Consider the following 23,491-nt stretch of genomic DNA (forward strand, 5'->3'; position numbering starts at 1 on the left):
AAGATGTTCATTCTGTAACAAAAGGTAAGCTGCAGAAAGAGCCAAGGAATGTGTAAAGGGTAGTGCAAAGAAAAGGGCAGGATTTCTCCTGCCCTTGCGCAATCAGAAATAGGACGCGTGTTTTACCGGGCTTCTTGTGCCAGTGTCGCAAACGCGTATTCTGCCGCTTCCAGGGTGGCGTCGATCTCTTTCTCGCCGTGTGCCAGCGAGGTAAAGCAGGCTTCGAATGCTGAAGGCGCCAGATACACACCTTTTTTCAGCATCAGGTTGAAGAAACGCTTGAATCTCTCCACATCACAGCGGGCAACGTCCTGGTAGCTGTGCACATTTTGCTGATCGGTAAAGAAGAAACCAAACATAGCACCGACCTGATTAGTGACCAGCGGGATGCCATATTTGTCGGCCAGCGCCTGAAAACCTTCGGCCAGACGCTGGGTGGTTTGCGCCAGGCGTCTTTCATTGCCTTCCTGGGTCAGGATCGTCAGGCAAGCAAAGCCTGCAGCCATGGCCACCGGGTTACCCGACAGCGTACCGGCCTGATAGACAGGGCCGGTCGGTGCAATATACTGCATGACCTCGCGTCGGCCGCCGAACGCGCCGACAGGCATACCGCCGCCAATGATTTTACCTAAAGTCGTCAGATCCGGTTTAACGTCGTAGTAAGCCTGAGCGCCGCCGTGAGCGACGCGGAAACCTGTCATTACTTCGTCCAGGATCAGCAGGGCACCGAACTCGTCACAGATCTCGCGCAGCCCTTGCAGGAAGCCCGGTACAGGTGGAATGCAGTTCATGTTGCCAGCCACAGGCTCCACTATGATGCAGGCAATTTGCTCCGGGTGTTCAGCAAAGGCTTCACGCACCGATTCCAGGCTGTTGAAGGTGCAAGTCAGTGTGTGTTTGGCGAAATCTGCCGGTACACCCGGCGAGCTTGGCTGGCCTAAGGTCAGGGCGCCGGAACCGGCTTTTACCAGCAGGCAGTCAGCATGGCCATGGTAGCAGCCTTCGAATTTGATAATTTTGTCGCGGCCGGTGAAACCACGGGCCAGGCGAATGGCACTCATGGTGGCTTCGGTGCCAGAGCTGACCATGCGCACCATTTCCATGGATGGCACCAGCTGAGATACCAGCTCTGCCATGGTGATTTCCATCTCGGTCGGCGCACCGAAGCTCAGACCCTGACGGGCAGCATCGATCACTGCATCACGGATGGCAACATGGTTGTGGCCAAGGATCATAGGTCCCCAGGAGCCGACATAGTCGATGTAAGCTCTGCCATCGGCATCAAAAATATAGGCACCGTCGGCACGCTCAATAAACAGCGGATCGCCGCCCACGCCAGCAAATGCGCGGACCGGAGAGTTGACCCCGCCAGGAATGGTATGTTGTGCTTTGGCAAATAATTCAGCCGATTTGCTCATGGTTATTTCCTGTAATCCTTTGGTGATAAGGGCGCTATTGTACGTAAATGCGAATTCAATGGCGAGAGGGCATTTTTGTTGATCCGCCCACTTATACGACGCGTTTGTGGTCAATACTTGAACGCAGCAGTCAGGTATTAGATAATCGTCTCAAAGGTCAGTTGACCAACATGAAGATGAATTGAGAGGTTGCTAATGAGCGATGCCAGTTTCCCGCTGAACTTTTCGGATGTTGCAGCGAATAAGGTGAAAGCGCTGATAGCGGAAGAGGAAAACCCTGAGCTGAAACTGCGTGTGTATATCACAGGCGGTGGCTGCAGTGGCTTCCAGTATGGTTTCACCTTTGACGAAAAAGTGAATGACGGCGATACCACCATAGAGAACAGCGGTGTCACCCTGGTGGTTGACCCTATGAGTCTGCAGTATCTCATTGGCGGTACGGTTGATTATACCGAAGGACTGGAAGGCTCCCGTTTCTTTGTGAGCAACCCGAATGCCACCACCACTTGTGGCTGCGGTGCATCCTTTAGCGTGTAAAGAGCCGTTACATGCGACGCCAAAAAAAGCCGTCACCTTGGGTGACGGCTTTTTTGTTTGCCATTTTTATCTCAAATCTCAGCTTCTGGACGGTATTAAACTGGCATTGCTATTGGTGGCCAGTAATTGTCGCAGCTGAGTAAGCTGCGCCAAACGTTCACTGGCTTGCTGCTTGAAGGCGGCTTTGTCTTTACCTTGCAGCGAGTCTGACTGAGGCAGAGAGACTGTTCTGGGGTTCTTGTGTACGCCGTTGACCAGAAACTCATAGTGCAGGTGAGCCCCGGTTACCCGGCCACTGCTGCCCAGTTTACCTATTGTTTGTCCCTGTTTAACCCGCTGTCCGGTTTTCACCAGGCGTTTGCTCAGGTGCAGGTATTTGGTGACATAGGTGGAACTGTGGCGGATAAAGACGTAATTACCGTTGAACTGATTGTAGGCCGATTTCATCACCACACCGTCACCGGCTGACCAGATAGGTGTCCCCACCGGGGCCACGTAATCGGTGCCGCGGTGCGCTTTCACCTGGCCGGTTACCGGGTGCAGACGGCGCGGGTTAAAGTTTGAACTGACGTAGCGGAAGTTCACCGGGGAGCGCAGGAAGGCTTTTTGCATCGCCCGGCCATCCGGATCGTAATATTTGCCGTCGCTGCTGTTTCTGACCGCAGTGAAGGTCTGACCCAGGTTGGAGAAGGTGGCGGCAAGAATATTGCCACGGCCTATGGGCTCGCCTTCGACATAGCGTTCTTCAAACAAGACTGAAAAGGTATCGCCTTCGCGGATATCCAGAGCAAAGTCGATATCCCAGCCAAAAATACCGGCAATTTCCATGATCTGGTTCGGTGTCAGACCGGCATCCGCCGCGGCATTCCAGAAGCTGGAAGTGATCACCGCCTGGGCAAAATTGAGCTGAGTATCGACCTTCTTCACTTCTGTTCTGGAATGGAAAGTGTCGCCCTTGCGTGTGATATAGAGGGTTTCTGTGGCATTTATCGGCTGAATTAACTGAATCAGATCTTTTTTGTTATCGAGCCCGAACCGTAGCTTGTCGCCGGGGCGTAATGTGATCAGGGATTTGGTGCCCTCATCGGCATTGATCAGGCGATAGAGTGTGGCTGGGCTGAGGCCGACTTTATCAAACACCAGCGCCAGGCTTTCACCCGGCTTGATCACATGCTCTGTCCAGCTCAGCGGGGGCGGTAATAAGGGCGGTGTGACGCCGGTTGCCTGCAGCTGAGGCCCGTCGACATTGATGTCGAGCGGATAGAGTTTGCCGATTTCAAACTTTTGTTCAGGCTTCTCCATCTCCTCTGCGCCCGGCAGCAGGATCAGCAGTACAGTCACCGCACTGATAATAGTGATGAGAATCTGATGTATCCTTGGCAAACGGGAAAATTTTGATATTAGCATTTGATAATTATTTTGATGTTTTTTGCGCATAAGAGAAAAATAAGACAAGGCTAAGTCTAACTGGTTTCAAAAAACATCGCTATTCAAGTAATATTGCCCTTTATCATATTTATGCCAATTTTGTGGGAGTGAACAGGAATGGCCAGCATTGAGCATGCGTTAGCGGAAATTAAGCGCGGGGTCGACGAACTGATCCCGGAAGAAGAGTTGATTGCCAAACTGAAGGAAAATCGTCCTCTGCGAATTAAACTGGGGGCGGATCCGACAGCGCCGGACATTCATCTGGGCCACACTGTCATCCTCAATAAACTGCGTACCTTCCAGGAGCTGGGCCATGAGGTCACTTTCCTGATTGGCGACTTCACCGGCATGGTGGGTGATCCTACCGGTAAAAACACCACACGTCCTCCCCTGACCCGTGAAGATGTACTGCGCAATGCCGAAACCTATAAAGAGCAGGTTTTCAAGATTCTCGACCCGGCCAAAACCAAAATTGAATTCAATTCCACCTGGCTGTCGGAGCTGGGCGCTGAAGGCATGATCCGCCTGGCGGCCAGTCAGACGGTTGCTCGCATGCTGGAACGTGATGACTTCAAAAAGCGCTATAACGAAGGCCGTCCGATTGCCATTCACGAATTCATGTACCCGTTGCTGCAGGGCTATGACTCGGTGGCAATGAACACCGATGTGGAGCTGGGCGGTACGGATCAGAAGTTCAACCTGCTGATGGGCCGTGAGCTGCAGAAAGCGGAAGGTCAAAAGCCTCAGGTGGTGCTGACTATGCCACTGCTGGTGGGCCTGGATGGCGTGAAGAAAATGTCCAAATCGGCCCATAACTACATTGGTGTGGCCGATGCCCCGACTGAGATGTTCGGCAAAATCATGTCGATTTCTGATGAGCTGATGTGGAACTACTATGAACTGCTGTCCTTCCGTCCGCTGGAAGAGATTGAGCAGCTCAAGCAGGAAATGGCGAACGGCCGTAACCCGCGCGATGTGAAAATTCTGCTGGCGAAGGAAATCATTGCCCGCTTCCACTCTGAAGCGGATGCCGATGCGGCAGAGCAGGATTTCATCAACCGTTTCCAGAAAGGGGCGATGCCGGATGAAATGCCTGAGTTCGAATTTTCTGCCGGCGTGGCAATCGCTAACCTGCTGAAAGATGCCGATCTGGTCAATTCAACCTCTGACGCACTGCGGATGATCCGCCAGGGCGCGGTGAAAATCGACGGCGAAAAAGTGGATGATACCAAGCTTGAGCTAAGTGCCGGTACGGCTGTGTATCAGGTCGGTAAGCGCAAGTTTGCCCGTATTACCCTGAAATAACAGCTTGTCATAGCATGAGAGAAGGCGCCATTACGGCGCCTTTTTTGTCTCTGTCAGGCCAGAGACGGCACAGGCGCACCGGTCACTACCGGCTGGGTTTGCAGGAGTGCCGCCACCCGCTGGCCCAGATGGGCCGCGGTTTTCACGTCGGCGTCACTGAGCTGTCCGGTTGGGGTGTGACCACTGGCACCCAGCTGGCGGCCCATAGGATTGATCCGTTTGTCGTCATAGCCATAGGGCATATCCATACCGACCCACAACATGCCATGCTGCATTGCCAGTACGAAGAGGTAATTCAGGGTACTGTCCTGCTCGCCGCCCAGACTGCCGCCGACGGTAAACCCGGCAGCCAGCTTGTTACGCCAGCCTTGCCCGCTCCAGCTGTCGCTGCTGGCATCGGCAAACGCTTTGAACTGAGCGGCGGGGCCGCCCATATAGGTCGGACTGCCAAAGAGAATGGCATCGGCCTGCTGCAGGCTGGCAAACAGATCCGGGTCGCTGAAGCGGCCGTTCTGAATATCTTCACCGACAATGCGGTAGCGCATCACCTGAGTGCCGGGCTGGGTTTTGGCACCCTGCGCAATCGCCTCGGCCATTTGATGGGTTGCGCCAGAGCCGGAATAGTAAACCAGTGCAATTGTTTTCATGCGGTGTTCCTTCATAGTTCTTCGTGGGCGGCTAAGCGCATTTGAATGGCCGACAGATATTCGTTGAACTGAAAAGTCTGATACAGGCGGCTGCAGCTGTAGGTCAGTTTGATACTGTGGTCGTCCGACAGGGTGGCGACTGTGCTGAACCAGGCAACCCAGTCCGGCTCAATGCTGCTTGGCTGCGGCTGATTCGGGAACGGACGATCCTGCGTGGAGCAGAAAGCCGCGACATACCCCTGCCAGTAGTAGGCCAGTGCCAGCCGGCGATCCGGCAGGAAAGGCATGAGTTGCAGCAAGGCATCAAACCCGGTGACCCCGTGCAGCAGGGTAAAGTCGTTGCTCGCCAGATATGCGCGAATAGTGAGGCGGGCAATATCCGATTCTGTGAGATCATCAGGAACGGCGGCGATGGACTGATAGGCTGCGTGATGAACCACTTCATTAACGCGATCAACAATGATGCCGGGTTGAAACGCATAGTGCCTGAAAGCCTCGCACGCCTGCTCGAGTTGAGTCTCAGCCTGATACTGCTCGGTGAAATGTAGTTCACCTAAAGCCTGATACTCACTGGCCCAGTAGGCAAGCGAAACGGCAATTTCATCGGATTCGCCCGTTTCTACCGCATAACTGAGGCGAATCAAACCGTGAAACGCGCTGGTGGCAAGGCCGGGCAGCAGGACGGGGAGCCATTCGTGCAGGACGGAAACGACACCCTGTGCCGCGATGTGCTGGCGAAATTGCCGGTAAAAAGCTGCGAAACTGTCGCGAATACCCAGCTCTGGTGCTGTTTCCTGTGTCGGGTTCCCCTGCCGGATTGGCTGCAATTGCGGCGTGTATTTCTGATAAAAATGCTGTAGCTGTAATGGGCTGGCACCGCAACGTGCCAGAGCGACCAATGCCATGGGTAAATGATTCGACAACTCAGGCCCGTAGATGGGGTCAAATTGCAATCCATTGTCAATCAAAGCCAGACATTCGGCGTGAATGGGCGCATACATTTTAAGATCTCCTGTCCTGAGGGGTTAGAGGGAATAATCATTGCGCAGCAATGGATCGTCACTCAGATACTGGGTGAATTCCCATTCAATACCGTCCCTGTCATAAAAGTAGATCCGCTGGCGCCATGGGTGACGGGTTTCCATGTCATTTTCCCGATACCCCGCGCTGAGCAGGCGCTCACGTACCTGTACAACATCATCAACCACCAGACCGATATGGTTGATCCCCAGATCCTGATAAGGCGTGCGATCGATCTGATCGCGAGCCACCACTTCCTGCAACGCCAGATACGTGTTTTCTGTGCCGATATGACACCAGCGATGTGTGGGTTGTTGCCCCTGGTGACGAACTGCAAATTCCGGGATCGCGGTTTGCAGAAAGCGAATCGTGTTGTCCAGATCACGGACTGTGACATTGGCGTGTTCAACGTAGGGCACCATATGACCTCCTGTCGGATGTTGTGTTTTTTTAGTAAGGTATTTTGTTTACATATTAGTGTGGATTTTGGTTAAGTAAAGTTTTTTGTTTACTTATAAGTGTGAGATCTTTCTTACGACGGCAATCGGGTATAGCATTAAAGTAAGCACACTCAGGAGAAGTTCATGCAGGAGCTGGTGCAGGAATTGTCGCCACTGATCGAGCAATACGGTTACTTAGTGCTGGCACTGGCGATTGCTATTGAAGGGCTGGGGGTGCCGGCTCCCGGCCAGTCTCTGCTGATAGTGGCCAGTTATCTTGCCGCGAGCGGTGCGCTTTCTTTGCCGTCTGTATTGCTGGTGGCGGGGGCGGCCAGCTGGCTTGGGAACACGGCAGGCTATGTGCTGGGTGCGATGCTGGCCCGGCTCGTCGAGCGACGAGGATGGGCAAAGCCGGCATCTTTAGTCAAAGTACATGCTTTTATTGATAAATATGGCGTGATTGGCTTGATCCTGAGCCGCTTTCTGGAAGGGATGAAACAATTGATCTGTCTCGGGTGCGGCCTCGCTCAGATGCCTTGGCACCTTTTTCTGACAGGCAACACTCTGGCGGTGGGGATCTGGCTGCTGGTGTTCGGCTATGGGCCGGCCTATTTTTATGACGAGATCGGACAGGCGGGTTTGTTCCTCCAGCGTCATCAGTATGCTTTATGGGTACTGGCGGTAATTGCAGGGCTGGCGTTGCTGCTGAAATTCATTCGCAAGCGCCGCCCGACAAGTTAATTTTACTGACTGCTTCGCAGTGAGAAGGTTGGCAGCGACAGGTGCCAGCGAATGGCCGCCAGCCGGATAGACAGGGTCGTGGCAATACCGCACAGGCTGGCGGCCGCTGTTTCCAGCCCGAAGTGCAGTCCTACTGTGTGGACAATACCGCCCAGAATACAGGCTGTGGCATACACTTCGGTTCTTAATACCATGGGGACTTCACGGGCCAGTACGTCACGGATCACCCCGCCGCCGCAACCTGTGATCACGCCCATGATCACGGCCACCATAGGGGAAGCGCCAAAACGCAGCGCTTTTTCCACACCAATGGCGACGAAGACCGCCAGGCCTATGGCATCGGCCACCGGCAGGAAATACCAGGGCATTTTACGCGGGTTCTGGATCGCCAGCATCGCCAGCAGACAGGTTGCAAAAATCACCCACAAGTAATTGGTGTCTGTGATCCAGAATACAGGTGTCGCGCCCAGTGCCATATCGCGGATAGTCCCGCCGCCAATGGCAGTGACACAGGCCAGTACGACAACACCAAAGGGGTCCATCCTTAACCGTCCGGCAAGCAAAATACCTGAGATGGCAAAAACAGCGGTGCCAAACATATCAAGAGAGTAAATCAGCATAGGATTCCTGCACACAACCAGTGATTAAAAACCGCGCCACCCTGATGACGATGTCGCGGTAAAAAGCGGCTGAGATTGTACGGTGAAATGTAACGCGCACAACCGATAACTTTGTCTTTGTGAGCTTATTCACATCCTATTGTGGGTGATGTTTGCGCACTTCATCCAGTTGCTTACAAATTTCCTGAGCGGCCAGCAATGCTCTGGGAGTAGGCCGGTTCAGCCAGTCTGCCTGGGTCTGATACAGATGCTGATCCCGGACCGCAGACAATTGCTCGCGCCAGGGTAACCAGAGGGTGAAGGCGTTGGCATCGGGGCCTGCACTGCCGTGGGTGGTGAAAATCGCTTCAGGACGGCGGACGATTACTTGCTCTTTCGATACCTGCGGGTACGCCACTGGACTGTCGGCAAAAATATTTTCGCCGCCGCAGAGCGCGAACACCTGGCTGGGCCAGCTATCGCCGGACATGCTCATGAGCGGCGATATGCCCAGCTGGTAAAAATAGCGTACCGGTTTTTGATGCCCGTATTGCTGATTCAGCTGCGCCATGGTCTGACGGAAATCCGAGGCGGCCTGATTGGCTGTGGTCGGATCATCGGCAAAAGTGCCGAGTGTTTCCAGGCTGTCGGCAATCGCATCGAGCGTCGTGGGATGGGAGTAAAAGATCCGGATGCCTAACTGTTCCAGTTTTGCCATTTCTCTGGGCGGGTTACCGCCTTGCCAGGCCAGCACCAGATCAGGCTTCAAGGCCAGGATACGTTCCAGCTTGATGCCCCGGTAATTCGCGACCCGTTCCAGTGCCAGAGCTTGTGGCGGGTAATCACTGTAATCACTGGCGGCGATAAGTTTGTTGCCCAGTCCGGCGGCATAGGCCAGCTCAGTGGTGTGCGGGGCTAGGCTGATAATACGCTGAGGCTTGCTGCCACTGGCCTGCGCTTCTTTGGTCTGTGCTTCTTTGCCATCTACTGTCGTGACGACCAATGTCAAAGGTATCAGCAGGGTAATAACCAAGGGTCTAAACAGATTCACAACAGACTTCCCATCAAAAACATGCACACACTTTGCAGCGCCACCCAGGCCCATAACCGCTGTTGCATCAGACGATCTATTTGCGATAAATGCAGGGCGGCAGGGGCGATACGGCCACCGAGCCGCGGACGTTCGAGCTTGCTGGTATCGTAGATAGCCGGACCACCTAAGGCTAGCTGCAGCTTATGGCCGGTGGCGGTGAGCAGCCAGCCCGGTCCGGGCAATTGCCAGTTTTCACCTTGTTCACGCAAACCACGAAAAGCATCACGGCTGTTCTTGCCGACACTGATAGCCACGGCGAGCAGACGCAGGGGGACAATATCCAGCGTAGCCAGAATACGTACCGCAGGTAGACCAAAATACTGATATTGCTTGCGGCTGGGAGACCAGCAACGGGCCAGGCTGACGGCCAGGCGGTAAAGAATAGCACCAAAACCGCCTGCCACCGCGTACCAGAACAGCACCGCTGCAACCTGGCGGCCATAGCTCAGCAGCTGGGTTTCGGCACAGGCTTTACCCAGGCCAAGCAGTGACAGAGTGTCAGTGTTTCGGTTAAGGGCGACAGAGAGCTGTGCTTTACAGCTGGCCTTATCTTCCCGGCTGTAGGCTTGAATGAAGTTGTGGCTGAAACGGCGGCTGTCACGCCAGCCGAGCGCTATCCACAGCAGCACCAGATGAAACAGGCTGTCTATCCACACCAGCTGATAAAAGGCAATCAGTAGGATCAGAATGGTCATCCACATCATTGACCAGGCCAGCGCGCCGGATAATATCCGCTGGCGCGGTGTATCTGTGGCTTTGTTCACCCGGGCCGCCAGCTGAATGGCGATCTGTTGCCAGATAAGCAAAGGATGGATACTGGCTGGTATGGGCAGCAGCCAGTGTAATGCCAGCGCTCCCCACATCGCCAGCAGGGTTGGATGTTGACTGAGGAGCACAAGCAAATCGTTCATTAGCGGTTAAGCAGCTCCGCCATTTTAACCACCATGGCGGAAGAACTTTTCGCCGCCAGCGGCAGGAATTCTTCGAAGCTCATCGGTGATTCTTTATCGGCCACATCTGAGATAGCACGTACTACCACAAAAGGTACCTTGAACTGATGGCAGGCCTGGGCAATTGCCGCGGCTTCCATTTCAACCGCAACCACCTGAGGGAAAAACGTGCGGATACGTTGCTGTTGTTCAGCGCTGCATACGAAGGCATCACCGGTGCAGATCAAACCACGTACCGCATGGGGGGTGTCATCCAGCTGAGCCAGCGCCTGCTCGGCGATCTGCATCAGTTTTTCGTCAGACTGGAAAGCGGCAGGTTGCTGCGCCATCTGGCCCATCTGGTAACCAAACGCAGTGACATCGGCATCGTGATAACGCACTTCGGTAGAGATAACCACATCACCGACACTCAGGCTGCTATCAAATCCGCCGGCTGAACCTGTATTGACGACCAGGTCTGGTTCGAAAATTTCCAGCAGAATGGCAGTTCCTACGGCGGCCGCGACTTTACCGATACCGGACTGAAGTAAGACTACTTCTGCACCATTGAGGGTGCCGGTATAAAAGGTGCAGCCCCCTTTTTGCAGGGTGGTGCAGTTGTCGAGTTGGTTTTTCAGGATCACGACTTCCTGTTCCATTGCCCCAATAATGCCGATTTTCATTTACGTTATCTCTTTCTTAAAGTGAACCTTACGGTGATTGGATGCGATTGTAACAATGCCAGACAGCGTGGGAAAGCCTAAACAAAAGGCGACAGAATCAAAGGGGAACTGAAAGAAAAAAGCGAGCGGGGGAGAGCCGCTCGCTTGGCCAGGCCTGCTGGTTTTATTCACCAACAGACCGTTTGGCATAACAGACCTGACTGGCTGGGATCACAAACCGAGGAAGCCCAGAATACCATCGGCGGCGCGACGGCCTTCATCGATGGCGGTGACCACCAGATCCGAGCCGCGCACCGCGTCACCACCGGCAAAGATTTTGCTGTTGGTAGTCTGGAAGGCGTGCTCGCCGCTGGTTTGAATGCGGCCCCACTGATCCAGTGCCACATCAAAGGTGTCCAGCCAGGGCATGGCATGCGGCTGGAAACCAAAGGCCATGATCACGGCATCGGCTTCCAGCACATGCTCGCTGCCCGCGACAGGTTCAGGACGGCGGCGACCCGCTTCATCGGGTTCGCCCAGCGCGGTTTGCACCACTTTTACCCCAGTGACCTGGCCGTTGCCGTTAACGACCACACCCAAAGGCTGAAGGTTGAACATGAAGTTCACCCCTTCCTCACGGGCATTTTTCACCTCACGGCGTGAACCCGGCATGTTGGCTTCATCACGGCGGTAGGCGCAGACTACATCGCTGGCTCTCTGACGGATGGAGGTACGGACGCAGTCCATCGCGGTGTCACCACCGCCCAGCACCACTACGCGTTTACCCGCCATGTCGATATATTCAGGGGCATTGTCTTCCAGATTCATCACCTTGTAAGTGTTGGAAATCAGAAAAGGCAGTGCATCGTAGACACCGGCGGCGTCTTCATTTTCCAGCCCGGCACGCATGTTTTTATAGGTACCGACACCGAGGAAAACCGCGTCATACTCATCGATCAGATCCTGAAGCTGCACATCAGTGCCAACTTCTGTATTGAGGCGGAACTCAACCCCCATCTCGGTAAAGATCCGGCGGCGGTTGATCATCACCTCTTTTTCCAGTTTGAACGACGGGATACCGAAGGTCAGCAGGCCGCCAATTTCCGGATAACGGTCAAATACCACAGGTTTAACGCCGTTACGGACCAGAATGTCGGCGCAGGACAGACCAGCAGGGCCGGCACCGATAATGGCGACTTTCTTGTCTGTCCATTCAACGCCGGACATGTCCGGTTTCCAGCCCATTTCAAAGGCTTTGTCGGTAATGTATTTCTCAACATTACCGATAGTTACCGCCCCGAAATCATCATTGAGCGTACAGGAGCCTTCACACAGACGGTCCTGAGGGCACACCCGGCCACAGACTTCCGGCAGGGTGTTGGTCTGGTGAGCGAGATCAGCCGCTTCGAGAATCCGGCCTTCATTGGCCAGGCTCAGCCATTGCGGGATGTAGTTGTGTACCGGACACTTCCACTCACAATAGGGGTTGCCACAGTCCAGACAGCGGTCAGCCTGAGCGCTGGCCTGCTGCTGAGTAAAAGGTTCGTAGATTTCGACGAACTCAATTTTACGGATTTCAATCGGCTTCTTCGGCGGATCGACACGTTCAACATCGATAAATTGGTAAATGTTCTGGCTCATTGGATTCCCTCCCTTATTGTGCCTGAACGCGGAGTTCAGCAGCTGAACGGCTTTGGTGACCCAGCAGAGTGTTCACGTCTGCCGACTTCGGTTTAGCCAGGAAGAATTTCGGGATCCACTGATCAAAGTTGGCCAGAATTTCCTGTGCACGGCTTGAGCCGGTTTCTTCCAGGTGGCGGTCGATCAGACCGCGCAGGTGTTCCTGATGAATCGTTAACTCCTGCAGTGGCAGAGCTTCGATCAATTCAGGGTTCACCCGGCCGGCGAAATCGCCGACTTCATCCAGAATGTAGGCAAAGCCGCCTGTCATACCTGCGCCAAAGTTGACGCCTGTGTGGCCAAGAATCGCCACGATGCCGCCTGTCATATATTCGCAGGCATTGTCACCGGCGCCTTCGACGACGGCAATAGTGCCAGAGTTACGAACCGCAAAGCGCTCACCGGCACAACCGGCTGCAAACAGCTTACCGCCGGTAGCGCCGTACAGGCAGGTGTTACCTATGATGGTGGATTCATGGGACTTGAATGCTGACCCGACAGGTGGCCGGATCGTAATCACACCACCTGTCATGCCTTTGCCGACATAGTCGTTGGCATCACCGGTCAGATACAGGTTCAGGCCACCGGCATTCCATACGCCGAATGACTGTCCTGCCGTACCCGACAGATGCACATTGATGGGGTTTGCCGCCATGCCCTGATTGCCGTAGCGCAGCGCAATTTCACCCGACAGGCGGGCACCGAAGGAGCGGTCTGTGTTGCGGATATCCAGATAGATATCGGCGCCACTCTGTGCTTCCACGGCGGGCAGTGCTTCGTCGACCAGTTTCTGGTTCAGTACACCGGTATCAAACGGTGTGTTCGGCTCACTGCAGTACAGGGTTTTGCCCTCAGCTGGCGTAGGCGCATGCAGCAGGCCGTTGAGATCCAGCTTGCTTTGCTTGGCGGTAAAGCCGTTGACCATTTCCAGCAGATCGGTGCGTCCGATCAGGTCGGTCAGTTTTTCAACGCCCAGTTTTGCCAGCAGGGTTCGTACTTCTTCACCCAGGCCGACAAAGTAGTTCATGACCTGCTCAGGCAAGCCCTTGAAGAAATCGCGGCGCAGGGTGTCATCCTGAGTCGCTACACCGGTTGCACAGTTGTTGAGGTGACAGATACGCAGGTATTTACAACCCAGAGCCACCATAGGCGCGGTCCCGAAGCCAAAGCTTTCTGCACCCAGAATAGCGGCTTTCACCACGTCCAGTCCGGTTTTCAGACCACCATCCACCTGCAGGCGGATCTTATGACGCAGGCCATTGGCCACCAGTGCCTGCTGCGTTTCCGCCAGGCCCAGCTCCCACGGGCTGCCAGCGTATTTCACCGAGGTCAGCGGGCTGGCACCTGTACCGCCGTCATAGCCTGAGACGGTGATCAGATCGGCATAGGCCTTAGCCACACCGGTAGCGATAGTGCCGACGCCGGGTTCTGATACCAGCTTGACCGAGACCAGAGCTTTCGGATTGACTTGTTTGAGATCGAAAATCAGCTGCGCCAGATCCTCAATCGAATAAATATCATGGTGCGGTGGTGGTGAAATCAGGGTTACACCCGGTACCGCATAACGCAGTTTGGCGATTTCAGTGGTGACTTTATGGCCGGGCAACTGGCCGCCTTCACCGGGTTTTGCTCCTTGCGCCACTTTTATTTGCAGCACATCAGCATTGACCAGATAGTGAGGAGTAACGCCGAAGCGGCCGGATGCGACCTGTTTGATTCGGGAATTGCGCTCGGTGCCGAAGCGACGAGGATCCTCGCCCCCTTCACCTGAGTTGGAGAAACCACCGAGACGGTTCATGGCAATTGCCAGGGCTTCATGGGCTTCCGGGCTCAGAGCACCGATAGACATGGCGGCTGAGTCGAAGCGTTTGTACAGCTCGGTAGCAGCTTCTACGTTGGCGACGTCAATCGGGTTGGCCGATTCTTTCAGTTTCAGCAAGTCACGCAGCGTTGCTGCCGGACGTTCGTTCACCACTTTGGCAAAGGCGAGATAATCCTGGTATTCACCGGATTTAACGGCTTTTTGCAGCGTAGTGACAACATCCGGGTTGTAAGCGTGGAATTCGCCACCATGGACAAATTTCAGCAAGCCACCGTGATCGATTTGCTTGCGCTTGACAAACGCTTTACGCGACAGGTTGAACAAGTCTTGCTGGAAATCATCAAAGTTAGCGCCTTCAATACGGCTTGATACACCCTTGAAGCACAATGCCACCACATCCGAATGCAGACCGACTGCTTCAAATAGCTGCGAGCAACGATAAGAGGCGACTGTGGAAATCCCCATCTTCGACATGATCTTATACAAACCTTTGTCGATACCATTACGGAAGTTCAGCATCACGTCGCGGTAGGGCTTATTGATAGCACCGCTGTCAATCTGCTGTGCCAGCGACTCGTAAGCCAGATACGGATAAACAGCCGTAGCGCCAAAACCCAGCAATACAGCGAACTGGTGCGGGTCACGGGCAGTGGCGGTTTCCACTATGATGTTGGCATCACAACGCAGGTTGGCGGTCACCAGACGTGCCTGCACTGCACCCACGGCCATCGCAGCCGGGATCGGCAGCTTGTCGGCACTGATACCACGGTCAGACAGCACGACAAGCACAGTCCCGCCACGGACCAGGCGTTCTACCTGATCACAAAGATCGACCAGGGCCTGCTTCAGATCTTTCTCGTTCGGATCGAAGTTAATGTCGATAATGCTGTTACGGTAATGCTGGTTATCCAGACCCAACAGCTGCACCATGTCAGAGTACAGCAGGATAGGTGATTTGAACGCCACACGGTGTGCATGGCCGTCGGTTTCGTTAAACACGTTCATTTCACGGCCGATACAGGTGGCCAGCGACATCACGTGTTTTTCACGTAACGGATCGATCGGCGGGTTCGTGACCTGTGCGAACATCTGACGGAAATAGTCAGACACCAGACGTTCTTTGGAAGACAGCACGGCCATAGGGGCATCATCACCCATAGAGCCGGTGGCTTCCTGACCGTTTTCACCGATCACCCGCATGACCTGATCAAGCTCTTCACGGTTCACCGCAAAGAGTTTCTGGTAAGTGTTCAGCTCTTCCGGCGACATTTCCCGGCTGCCGACCTGATCATCACCCATCTCTTCAAACGGTACCAGGCGGCGAACATGGGTATCCAGCCACTCTTTATAAGGGTGGCGTTCCATCAGATCGTTATCAATGTCGGCGGAATGCCAGATTTTGCCAAGCTTGGTATCAATGACCAGCAGTTCGCCAGGGCCGACCCGGCCTTTTTGCGCCACTTCGTCCGGCGCGTAATCCCAGATACCTACTTCTGAAGCCAGGGTGATCAGTTTGTCTTTGGTGATGACAAAACGCGCAGGGCGCAGGCCGTTACGGTCGAGGTTACAGGCGGCATAGCGACCGTCAGACATAACGATACCGGCCGGGCCGTCCCACGGCTCCATGTGCATGGAGTTAAAGTCGTAGAAGGCGCGCAGTTTCGGATCCATATCCGGGTGGTTTTGCCATGCCGGCGGCACCAGCATGCGCATGGCACGGAACAAGTCCATGCCACCGGCCAGGAACAGCTCCAGCATATTATCCAGGCTGGAGGAGTCAGAACCGGTTTCGTTAACAAAGGGCGCGGCTGTTGCCAGATCAGGCAGCAGCGGGGAGGCGAACTTATACGCCCGCGCCCGAGCCCACTGACGGTTACCGGCTATGGTGTTGATTTCACCATTATGGGCCAGGTAACGGAACGGCTGAGCCAGTGGCCAGCGGGGTTGTGTATTTGTCGAGAAACGCTGGTGGAACAAACAGATAGAGGATTCCAGACGTAAGTCACCTAAGTCTTTATAAAACTTAGGCAGATCGGCGGGCATACACAGGCCTTTGTAGACAGTGACCTGAGTCGACAGGCTACAGATATAGAAATCAGGATCGTCCTGAATGCGTTGCTCAATACGGCGACGGGCAATATAAAGGCGGCGATCCACATCCCTTGGCTTCCAGCCAGCAGGCGCATTGATAAATACCTGAGCGATAGCCGGCAGGGAGGCTTTTGCGATAGGCCCCAGCACTTGCGGGTTGATCGGTACATCGCGCCAGCCGGCAATAGACAGGGTTTCTTTGCTCAATTCTTCCTGGATGATCGTGCGGGCTTTTTCAGCCAGGACAGGATCCTGACTAAGAAACAGCATACCAACGGCGTACTCACGGGCCAGTGCCCAGCCAAGCTCTTTAGCAACCAGCTGATAAAAGCTGTCCGGCTTTTTCATTAACAGGCCGCAGCCATCACCGGTCTTGCCATCAGCAGCGATGCCGCCTCGGTGTGTCATACGATCCAAGGCCGATATTGCGGTACGGACCAACTTGTGGCTGGCTTCGCCTTCTGTATGGGCGATCAGACCGAAACCACAGTTATCTTTTTCCAGCTTTGGGTCATACAGTGTCATTGCAACTCTCCCTTGCGCCTGCTCCATTGAGCAGGGTTACTGCATAATTATGACAATCTCCCTGATTGTCACTCTCGCGTCCAGCGGACTTTCAAACTAACGGCAAATTACAAAAAGGTCAAATTTTCTTTAATTCTGGTCATAAATTCTGGATTATTCAAAGTCAACTATTTATCTGTATGATTTATAGTGATTTATTATTTTTTTGAAATATTTTGTTTACAATTGAAAGTGTCAGAAATGAGACTTTTTTGCGGTAAAACGAACTGATTTTCATTTGCAGGCAAAGTCAGTGTTAAAAAGGATAAAACACTGATTAGTTTTAAATAAAAAAGCCAGCTCCTGGGAGCTGGCTTTAAATTTTAGTATAAAATCCAGATTGATCAGGATTCTGATAGCATAAGTGAATGGTCTTTCGCTTCTAACTTAGAATCACCCATCAGGTAAGCGTCAATTTCGCGGGCACATTCACGGCCTTCATTGATGCATCGTACGACAAGTGACTGCCCGGTTCGCATATCACCCGCAGCAAACACGCCTGGCTGGTTTGTCGCAAATCCCTGGGTTGCGACATTGCCGCGATCATCGAGTCCAATATTAAGCTGGGCCAGCACACCCTGAGGTTCCGGATGCAGGAAACCCATGGCTAAAAAGGCCAGATCACACGGAATGATACGCTCGGATCCCGGTACTTCTTCAAAGCCTGGGCGTTCACCGGGTTTGGCTTCGTTCCAGCTGATGTCCGCAATGCGCAGTGCTGTGACCTGACCGTCTTCATTGCCGATGAATTCTTTGGTCAGGATATTCCAGTGGCGCTCACAGCCTTCTTCATGAGAGGTGGAGGTGCGCATGATCATCGGATACGCAGGCCAAGGTTGGTTCACCGGGCGCTTTTCTGGCGGCATCGGCATGATTTCGACCTGAGTGATGCTGGCTGCACCGTGGCGGTTAGAAGTACCGACACAGTCAGAGCCGGTATCACCGCCGCCAATCACCACCACGTGCTTGCCGGCAGCATGAATCTCTGCTGTTTTCAGATCCATGCCATTGGCGCGGCGGTTGTTCTGACCCAGGAACTCCATGGCAAAATGGACGCCTTGCAGTTCACGGCCCGGGATCGGCAGGTTGCGAGGCACAGTGGAACCGCCGGTCAGCAGTACTACATCGTGCTGTTTACGCAGTTCACGCGCATCAATATCCACACCTATGTGAGCATTGACCACAAACTTGATACCAGCCTGTGCCATCATATCGAGTTTACGGTCAATCACGCTCATGCTGAGTTTGAAATCAGGAATACCAAAGCGCAACAGGCCGCCTATTTTCTCATCGCGTTCGTACACTGTGACTGTGTGGCCGGCGCTGTTAAGCTGCTCCGCGGCTGCCAGGCCTGACGGGCCGGAGCCGATAATCGCCACGCTTTTGCCTGTGCGGCTGCGCGGGGTTTTTGGCTTTGCGTAGCCTTCACGGTATGCGGTTTCAACGATTGTCTTCTCTATGTTGCAGATGGTGATGGGATCTTGGTTGATCCCCAGTACGCATGAGCTCTCACACGGAGCAGGGCATACACGCCCTGTGAATTCCGGGAAATTATTGGTTGAGCTCAGGATATGCCAGGCTTCTTCCCAGCTGTCCCGGTACACCGCATCGTTAAACTCAGGAATGATGTTGCCGATTGGGCAGCCGTTGTGACAGAAAGGCACGCCGCAATCCATGCAACGTGAGGCCTGTGTGCCAATTTTGCTGCCGAACTCGTCATTCAGAACGAATTCTTTGTTGTCCTGAATACGCACTTCAGGGGCAATTTTTGACGGCAGTTCACGGCCGTGCTCGAGAAATCCGGTTGCCTTACCCATGGCTCACCTCCAGTGCTTCCTTGTTCTGTGCTTCTGCCGCTGCTTTACGTTTTTGCAGCACGGCTTTGTAGTCGCGTGGCATCACTTTGACGATGTGCTTGAGGTTTTCCTCCAGATTGCTGAGGAAGGTTTCAGCCACCGAACTGTCGGTCAGTTGCTGGTGACGGCTCACCATGTCTTTCAGCAGAGCAATGTCTTCGCTGTCCAGTGGATCCAGGTCGACCAGTTCAGGGTTGAGTTTGCTTGCAAAGTCGCTGAACTGATCCCAGACATAGGCGACACCGCCGCTCATACCTGCTGCGAAGTTACGACCGGTCTGACCGAGAATAATCGCTACGCCGCCTGTCATGTATTCGCAGCCGTGGTCACCCACACCTTCAACTACCACACGGGCACCTGAGTTACGGACACAGAAACGCTCACCGGCTTTACCTCGGATGAAAGACTCGCCCGATGTGGCGCCGTAGAAGCACACGTTGCCGACTATGATATTGTCTTCGGCAATCAGATCAGACTTGGCATCTGGGTAGAGCACCAGCTGACCGCCCGACAGGCCTTTGCCCCAATAGTCGTTGGCATCACCTTCAACGTCAAAGCGCACGCCTTTCGCCAGGAAAGCCCCCAGACTCTGGCCGGCTGAACCTTTGAATTTAACCTGCATAGGTTGCGGCAGGCCCTGGTCTTGGTAGACTTTGGAGATCTCGTTCGACAGCATAGTGCCGACGCTGCGATCTATGTTGGTGATCGGGAACTCAGCATTGACTGCTTCACCGCGCTCCAGCGCAGGCTGAGCCGCAGCAATCAGCTGGCGGTCAAGCACGGCATCCAGATGGTGGTTCTGGCTGCACTGGTTGTATACACCGTCGGCCTCACGGGCCGGTTCAATGTGCAGCACAGGGCTGAGATCCAGATTTTTGTATTTCCAGTGGCCAATATTGTCGCGGATTTTCAGGCGCTGTGACTGGCCGACCATCTCATCTATGGTACGGAAACCCAGCTCAGCCATGATTTCACGCAAGCCTTCAGCCATGTACTGGAAGAAGGTGACAACATCTTCGACGCGGCCGTCGAAACGTTCACGCAGGGTCTTGTTTTGTGTTGCGATGCCCACAGGACAGGTGTTTTTATGACACTTACGCATCATGATACAGCCTTCCACCACCAGAGCGGCGGTGGCAACACCCCATTCTTCGGCACCCAGCAGGGTGGCGACAGCCAGATCACGCGGGGTTTTCATCTGACCGTCACTTTGCACCACGATACGGTTACGCAGGCCGTTTTTCAGCAGTGTCTGGTGTGTTTCTGCCAGACCCAGCTCCCACGGCAGGCCTGTATGGCGAATCGAGGAAATCGGAGAGGCGCCTGTACCGCCGTCGAAACCGGCGATCAGTACCACGTCGGCTTTGGCTTTGGCGACACCTGAAGCTATGGTGCCGACACCGGCTTCAGAAACCAGTTTGACGTTGACACGGCTCTTGCGGTTGGCGTTTTTCAGGTCATAAATCAGCTGCGCCAGATCCTCAATAGAGTAAATATCGTGGTGTGGCGGCGGCGAAATCAGGCCGACACCTGGGGTGGAGTGACGAGTCGCACCGATCCAGTCGTCCACTTTGTCACCCGGCAACTGACCCCCTTCACCTGGCTTGGCACCCTGTGCCATTTTAATTTGCAGCTCATCGGCATTGGTCAGGTAATACGATGTCACCCCGAAGCGGCCAGACGCGACCTGCTTGATGGCAGAGCGTTCCCAGTCGCCGTTTTCTTTTTTCTCGAAACGGGCCGGGTCTTCACCGCCTTCGCCTGAGTTCGACTTGGCGCCGATACGGTTCATGGCGACAGCCAGTGTGGAGTGTGCTTCATGCGAGATAGAACCGAAGCTCATTGCACCTGTGGCAAAGCGCTTGAGGATATTTTCGGCCGGTTCTACTTCATCCAGCGGGATGCTGCGGCTGGTATCAACAGCAAACTGGAGCTGACTGCGCAGAGTGGCGGCATGGTCGCCCTGACTGTCTACAGCGTGGCAGTATTGCTTGAACTGACTGTAGTCTTTGCCGCGGGTGGATTGCTGCAGCAGAGAAATTGTGGTCGGGTTAAACAGGTGCTTTTCACCACGCTGTTTCCACTGATAAACACCACCGACATCCAGCATTTGCAATGGGATATCACGCAGCGGGTAACCGAGGCGGTGGCGGATCAGCACTTCTTTGGCAATGTCGTCCAGGGTCAGCCCCTGAATACGCGAGACGGTACCGGTGAAATATTTGTCGACCACGGCTTTGCTGATCCCCAGTGCTTCAAAAATTTGGGCACCGTGGTAGGACTGCAGGGTCGAGATCCCCATTTTGGAGAAAATCTTCAACAGGCCGCCGTTAACGGCTTTGCGGAAATTGTTGAAGTATTTATCGACACTGGTGTCTTTAGCCAGCTTGTTACGTTGCTGCAGCGAAACTATGGTTTCTGTCACTATGTACGGGTTGACCGCATTGGCACCGTAGCCGATCAGGGTGGCGAAATGGTGTGTTTCGCGGGCGTCGGCCGTTTCAACTACCAGATCGCACTTGGCACGCAGCCCTTTGCGGATCAAATGATGGTGTACCGCACCGACAGCCAGCATGGCCGGAATATGGGCATGCTGTGAGTTCACTGCACGGTCACTGAGGATCAGGATGGAGTAGCTGTCATTGACCGCATCTTCGGCGTGCTGGCACAGATGGTTCAGTGCTTGTTCCAGCTTGCCTGCTTCATCACTGGCCTTAAACACGATATCCAGGGTTTTGGCCTGCAGGTGGGGCTTGTCGATGGCGCGCAGCTTTTCCAGCTCGGCATCGCTCAGTACCGGTGAGTTGAGCTCCAGTTTCTGGCAGTGCGACGGACCTTCACTCAACAGGTTCTGATCTTCACCCAGATAGGTGTTGAGTGACATTACCATACGTTCACGGATCGGGTCGATCGGTGGGTTGGTCACCTGAGCAAACAGCTGCTTGAAGTAATGAGACAGATGCTGCGACTGGTGTGACAGAATCGCCAGCGGCCAGTCCGCCCCCATCGAGCCCAGAGGCTCTTTGCCGTCGCCGGCCATTGGCAGGATGATCTCATTGACTTCTTCATTGCTGATGCCAAAAGCCTGCTGTTGATGCAGTAGCTTCTCGGCTTCAGGCTGGCTATGGCTGTAATCGGCGTCAGGCAGATCGCTGAGATGAAGCAGGTTGTTTTTCACCCAGTCTTCATAAGGTTTGGCTGAGGCAATGCTGTCTTTGACTTCATCATCGGAGACGATGCGGCCTTGCTCCAGATCCGCAACAAAGATACGGCCGGGCTGTAAACGGCCACGGAAATGGACATTTTCAGGGGCGATATCCACCACGCCGGATTCGGAGGCCATAACCAGGAAATCATCTTTGGTTACTGTATAGCGAGACGGACGCAGACCATTACGGTCCAGGGTGGCACCCACTTGTACGCCGTCAGTGAAGCAGACAGATGCCGGGCCATCCCAGGGCTCCATCAGGTTGGCGTGATACTGGTAAAACGCACGGCGTTTGGGATCCATGGCCGGATTTTCCTGCCAGGCTTCCGGGATCAGCATCATCAGTGCATGGGGCAGGCTACGGCCAGACAGCACCAGCAATTCCAGGGCCATATCAAAGTTGGCCGAGTCCGACGCTCCTTCCTGGCAGATAGGCAGCAGCATGTTCAGCTCTTCTTCGCTGAACAGATCAGACTGCAACAGAGCCTCGCGGGCTTTCATCCAGTTCAGGTTGCCGCGCACTGTGTTGATTTCACCGTTATGGGCGATGTAACGGAAAGGCTGCGCCAGACGCCATCTCGGGAAGGTGTTGGTGGAAAAACGCGAGTGGACCAGCGCCAGAGCACTGACCATGGCCGGGTTTTGCAGATCGAGAAAATACTGCGGCACCTGCTCTGTCGTGAGCTGGCCTTTGTATACCAATGTTTTGCTGGAGAAGGCGTTAATGTAGAAATCGTCACCAATATTGGTCACGCTTTCCAGACAGACTCGAACCGTGTAGTTACGCAGGACATACAGCTTACGCTCCAGTTCTTCCTGCGGCATATCGCTGCCGCCGGTGACAAAAGCGTGTTCAAATTGCGGCTCAGTGCTGAGGGGATCGGCACCAATCATGCTGTTATCTGTAGGCAGCACTCGGTAGCCAAGTACGCTCAGGCCCAGTCGCTGGGCGTTGCGGGCCAGAATGTCGCGGCACTGTTCACGTTTGTCTTCGTCTTTCGGAAACAGGATGACACCGACGCCATACTGCTCAAAGGCAGGCAGTGTCAGGCCAATTTTCTGACATTCCTGCAATAGAAATTCATGGGGTTTTTGCAGCAGAATACCGGCACCGTCACCACTGCAGGGGTCGCAACCCTGGCCGCCCCTGTGCTCCATACGAGCCAGCATGTCCAGTGCCTGAGTGATAACCTGGTGGGATTTACGGTTCTTGAGATGGGCAACAAAGCCGATACCGCAGGCATCATGCTCCATTTCAGGGACATAAAGCCCCTGACCATTCAACACTTGATCTGTCATAACTACATCCTTCCAGTGTAGAGCAGACGGTTCCTCCGTCTGCGGTTCCCTATTTATTTTTATATATACCTGCATGTCTTGGTCAGGCGGGCATCTTGCCCGTTACTGGCCGCAGGAGGGCTGCCTTATCTGAAGGGAGGCAGCCAGTCTCA

The 23,491-nt window shown here is 54.2% G+C and carries 16 protein-coding genes; 3 read left to right on the top strand and 13 right to left on the bottom strand.

Annotation, left to right across the window (positions count from 1 at the left end; translation table 11 throughout):
- Positions 1-122: 122 nt before the first annotated feature.
- A complete protein-coding gene (gene hemL / locus L6J37_RS00770; protein WP_237793799.1) occupies positions 123-1,418 on the bottom strand; it encodes a glutamate-1-semialdehyde 2,1-aminomutase in 1,296 nt (431 codons plus the stop codon).
- 195 nt (positions 1,419-1,613) lie between these two features.
- On the opposite strand from hemL, the gene erpA reads away from it, so the two are divergent.
- Positions 1,614-1,955 (top strand): iron-sulfur cluster insertion protein ErpA, encoded by a 342-nt coding sequence (gene erpA / locus L6J37_RS00775; RefSeq protein ID WP_027253150.1) that lies wholly within the window; start codon positions 1,614-1,616, stop codon positions 1,953-1,955.
- A gap of 78 nt (positions 1,956-2,033) precedes the next feature.
- Here erpA and L6J37_RS00780 read toward each other — a convergent pair whose 3' ends face one another.
- Positions 2,034-3,362 (bottom strand): peptidoglycan DD-metalloendopeptidase family protein, encoded by a 1,329-nt coding sequence (locus L6J37_RS00780; RefSeq protein ID WP_237793800.1) that lies wholly within the window; start codon positions 3,360-3,362, stop codon positions 2,034-2,036.
- Between the two features lie 138 nt (positions 3,363-3,500).
- Here L6J37_RS00780 and tyrS point away from each other — a divergent pair, with 138 nt between their 5' ends.
- Positions 3,501-4,688, top strand: coding sequence for a tyrosine--tRNA ligase (tyrS, locus tag L6J37_RS00785; RefSeq protein ID WP_218383440.1), 1,188 nt, complete (start codon positions 3,501-3,503; stop codon positions 4,686-4,688).
- A gap of 53 nt (positions 4,689-4,741) precedes the next feature.
- Here tyrS and L6J37_RS00790 read toward each other — a convergent pair whose 3' ends face one another.
- From L6J37_RS00790 to L6J37_RS00800, 3 genes are read right to left on the bottom strand one after another with little or no spacing between them, the layout of a single operon-like run.
- Entirely contained in the window at positions 4,742-5,335 is a 594-nt protein-coding gene (locus L6J37_RS00790; RefSeq protein ID WP_218383438.1) for a flavodoxin family protein, read from the bottom strand.
- An 11-nt stretch (positions 5,336-5,346) separates the two neighbouring features.
- Entirely contained in the window at positions 5,347-6,336 is a 990-nt protein-coding gene (locus tag L6J37_RS00795; protein WP_192015516.1) for a questin oxidase family protein, read from the bottom strand.
- 24 nt (positions 6,337-6,360) lie between these two features.
- Positions 6,361-6,777 (bottom strand): VOC family protein, encoded by a 417-nt coding sequence (locus tag L6J37_RS00800; RefSeq protein WP_192015517.1) that lies wholly within the window; start codon positions 6,775-6,777, stop codon positions 6,361-6,363.
- 162 nt (positions 6,778-6,939) lie between these two features.
- On the opposite strand from L6J37_RS00800, the gene L6J37_RS00805 reads away from it, so the two are divergent.
- Entirely contained in the window at positions 6,940-7,536 is a 597-nt protein-coding gene (locus L6J37_RS00805) for a DedA family protein (RefSeq protein ID WP_192015518.1), read from the top strand.
- Positions 7,537-7,538: 2 nt separating this feature from the next.
- On the opposite strand, the gene L6J37_RS00810 is transcribed toward L6J37_RS00805, so the two are convergent.
- From L6J37_RS00810 to gltB (L6J37_RS00845), 8 genes are all read right to left on the bottom strand, one after another.
- Complete coding sequence (locus L6J37_RS00810) at positions 7,539-8,156, bottom strand: TRIC cation channel family protein (RefSeq protein ID WP_027253144.1); 618 nt, start codon at positions 8,154-8,156, stop codon at positions 7,539-7,541.
- Positions 8,157-8,292: 136 nt separating this feature from the next.
- A complete protein-coding gene (gene btuF / locus L6J37_RS00815) occupies positions 8,293-9,186 on the bottom strand; it encodes a vitamin B12 ABC transporter substrate-binding protein BtuF (protein ID WP_237793801.1) in 894 nt (297 codons plus the stop codon).
- Positions 9,183-10,139: a cobalamin biosynthesis family protein gene (locus L6J37_RS00820; RefSeq protein WP_237793802.1), complete on the bottom strand. Its 957-nt coding sequence runs from the start codon at positions 10,137-10,139 to the stop codon at positions 9,183-9,185. Before L6J37_RS00820 ends, btuF begins: the two co-directional genes overlap by 4 nt.
- Entirely contained in the window at positions 10,139-10,840 is a 702-nt protein-coding gene (gene mtnN / locus L6J37_RS00825; RefSeq protein ID WP_192015521.1) for a 5'-methylthioadenosine/S-adenosylhomocysteine nucleosidase, read from the bottom strand. Before mtnN ends, L6J37_RS00820 begins: the two co-directional genes overlap by 1 nt.
- A 210-nt stretch (positions 10,841-11,050) precedes the next feature.
- Entirely contained in the window at positions 11,051-12,460 is a 1,410-nt protein-coding gene (locus L6J37_RS00830; protein ID WP_192015522.1) for an FAD-dependent oxidoreductase, read from the bottom strand.
- Between the two features lie 13 nt (positions 12,461-12,473).
- Positions 12,474-16,937 (bottom strand): glutamate synthase large subunit, encoded by a 4,464-nt coding sequence (gltB, locus tag L6J37_RS00835; RefSeq protein ID WP_237793804.1) that lies wholly within the window; start codon positions 16,935-16,937, stop codon positions 12,474-12,476.
- 383 nt (positions 16,938-17,320) lie between these two features.
- A complete protein-coding gene (locus L6J37_RS00840) occupies positions 17,321-18,793 on the bottom strand; it encodes a glutamate synthase subunit beta (RefSeq protein ID WP_218383428.1) in 1,473 nt (490 codons plus the stop codon).
- A complete protein-coding gene (gene gltB, locus L6J37_RS00845) occupies positions 18,786-23,339 on the bottom strand; it encodes a glutamate synthase large subunit (RefSeq protein ID WP_237793806.1) in 4,554 nt (1,517 codons plus the stop codon). Before gltB (L6J37_RS00845) ends, L6J37_RS00840 begins: the two co-directional genes overlap by 8 nt.
- Positions 23,340-23,491: the final 152 nt, after the last annotated feature.

Origin of the sequence: Photobacterium sp. WH77 (assembly GCF_022014395.1) — a bacterium.
Classification (GTDB): domain Bacteria; phylum Pseudomonadota; class Gammaproteobacteria; order Enterobacterales; family Vibrionaceae; genus Photobacterium; species Photobacterium arenosum.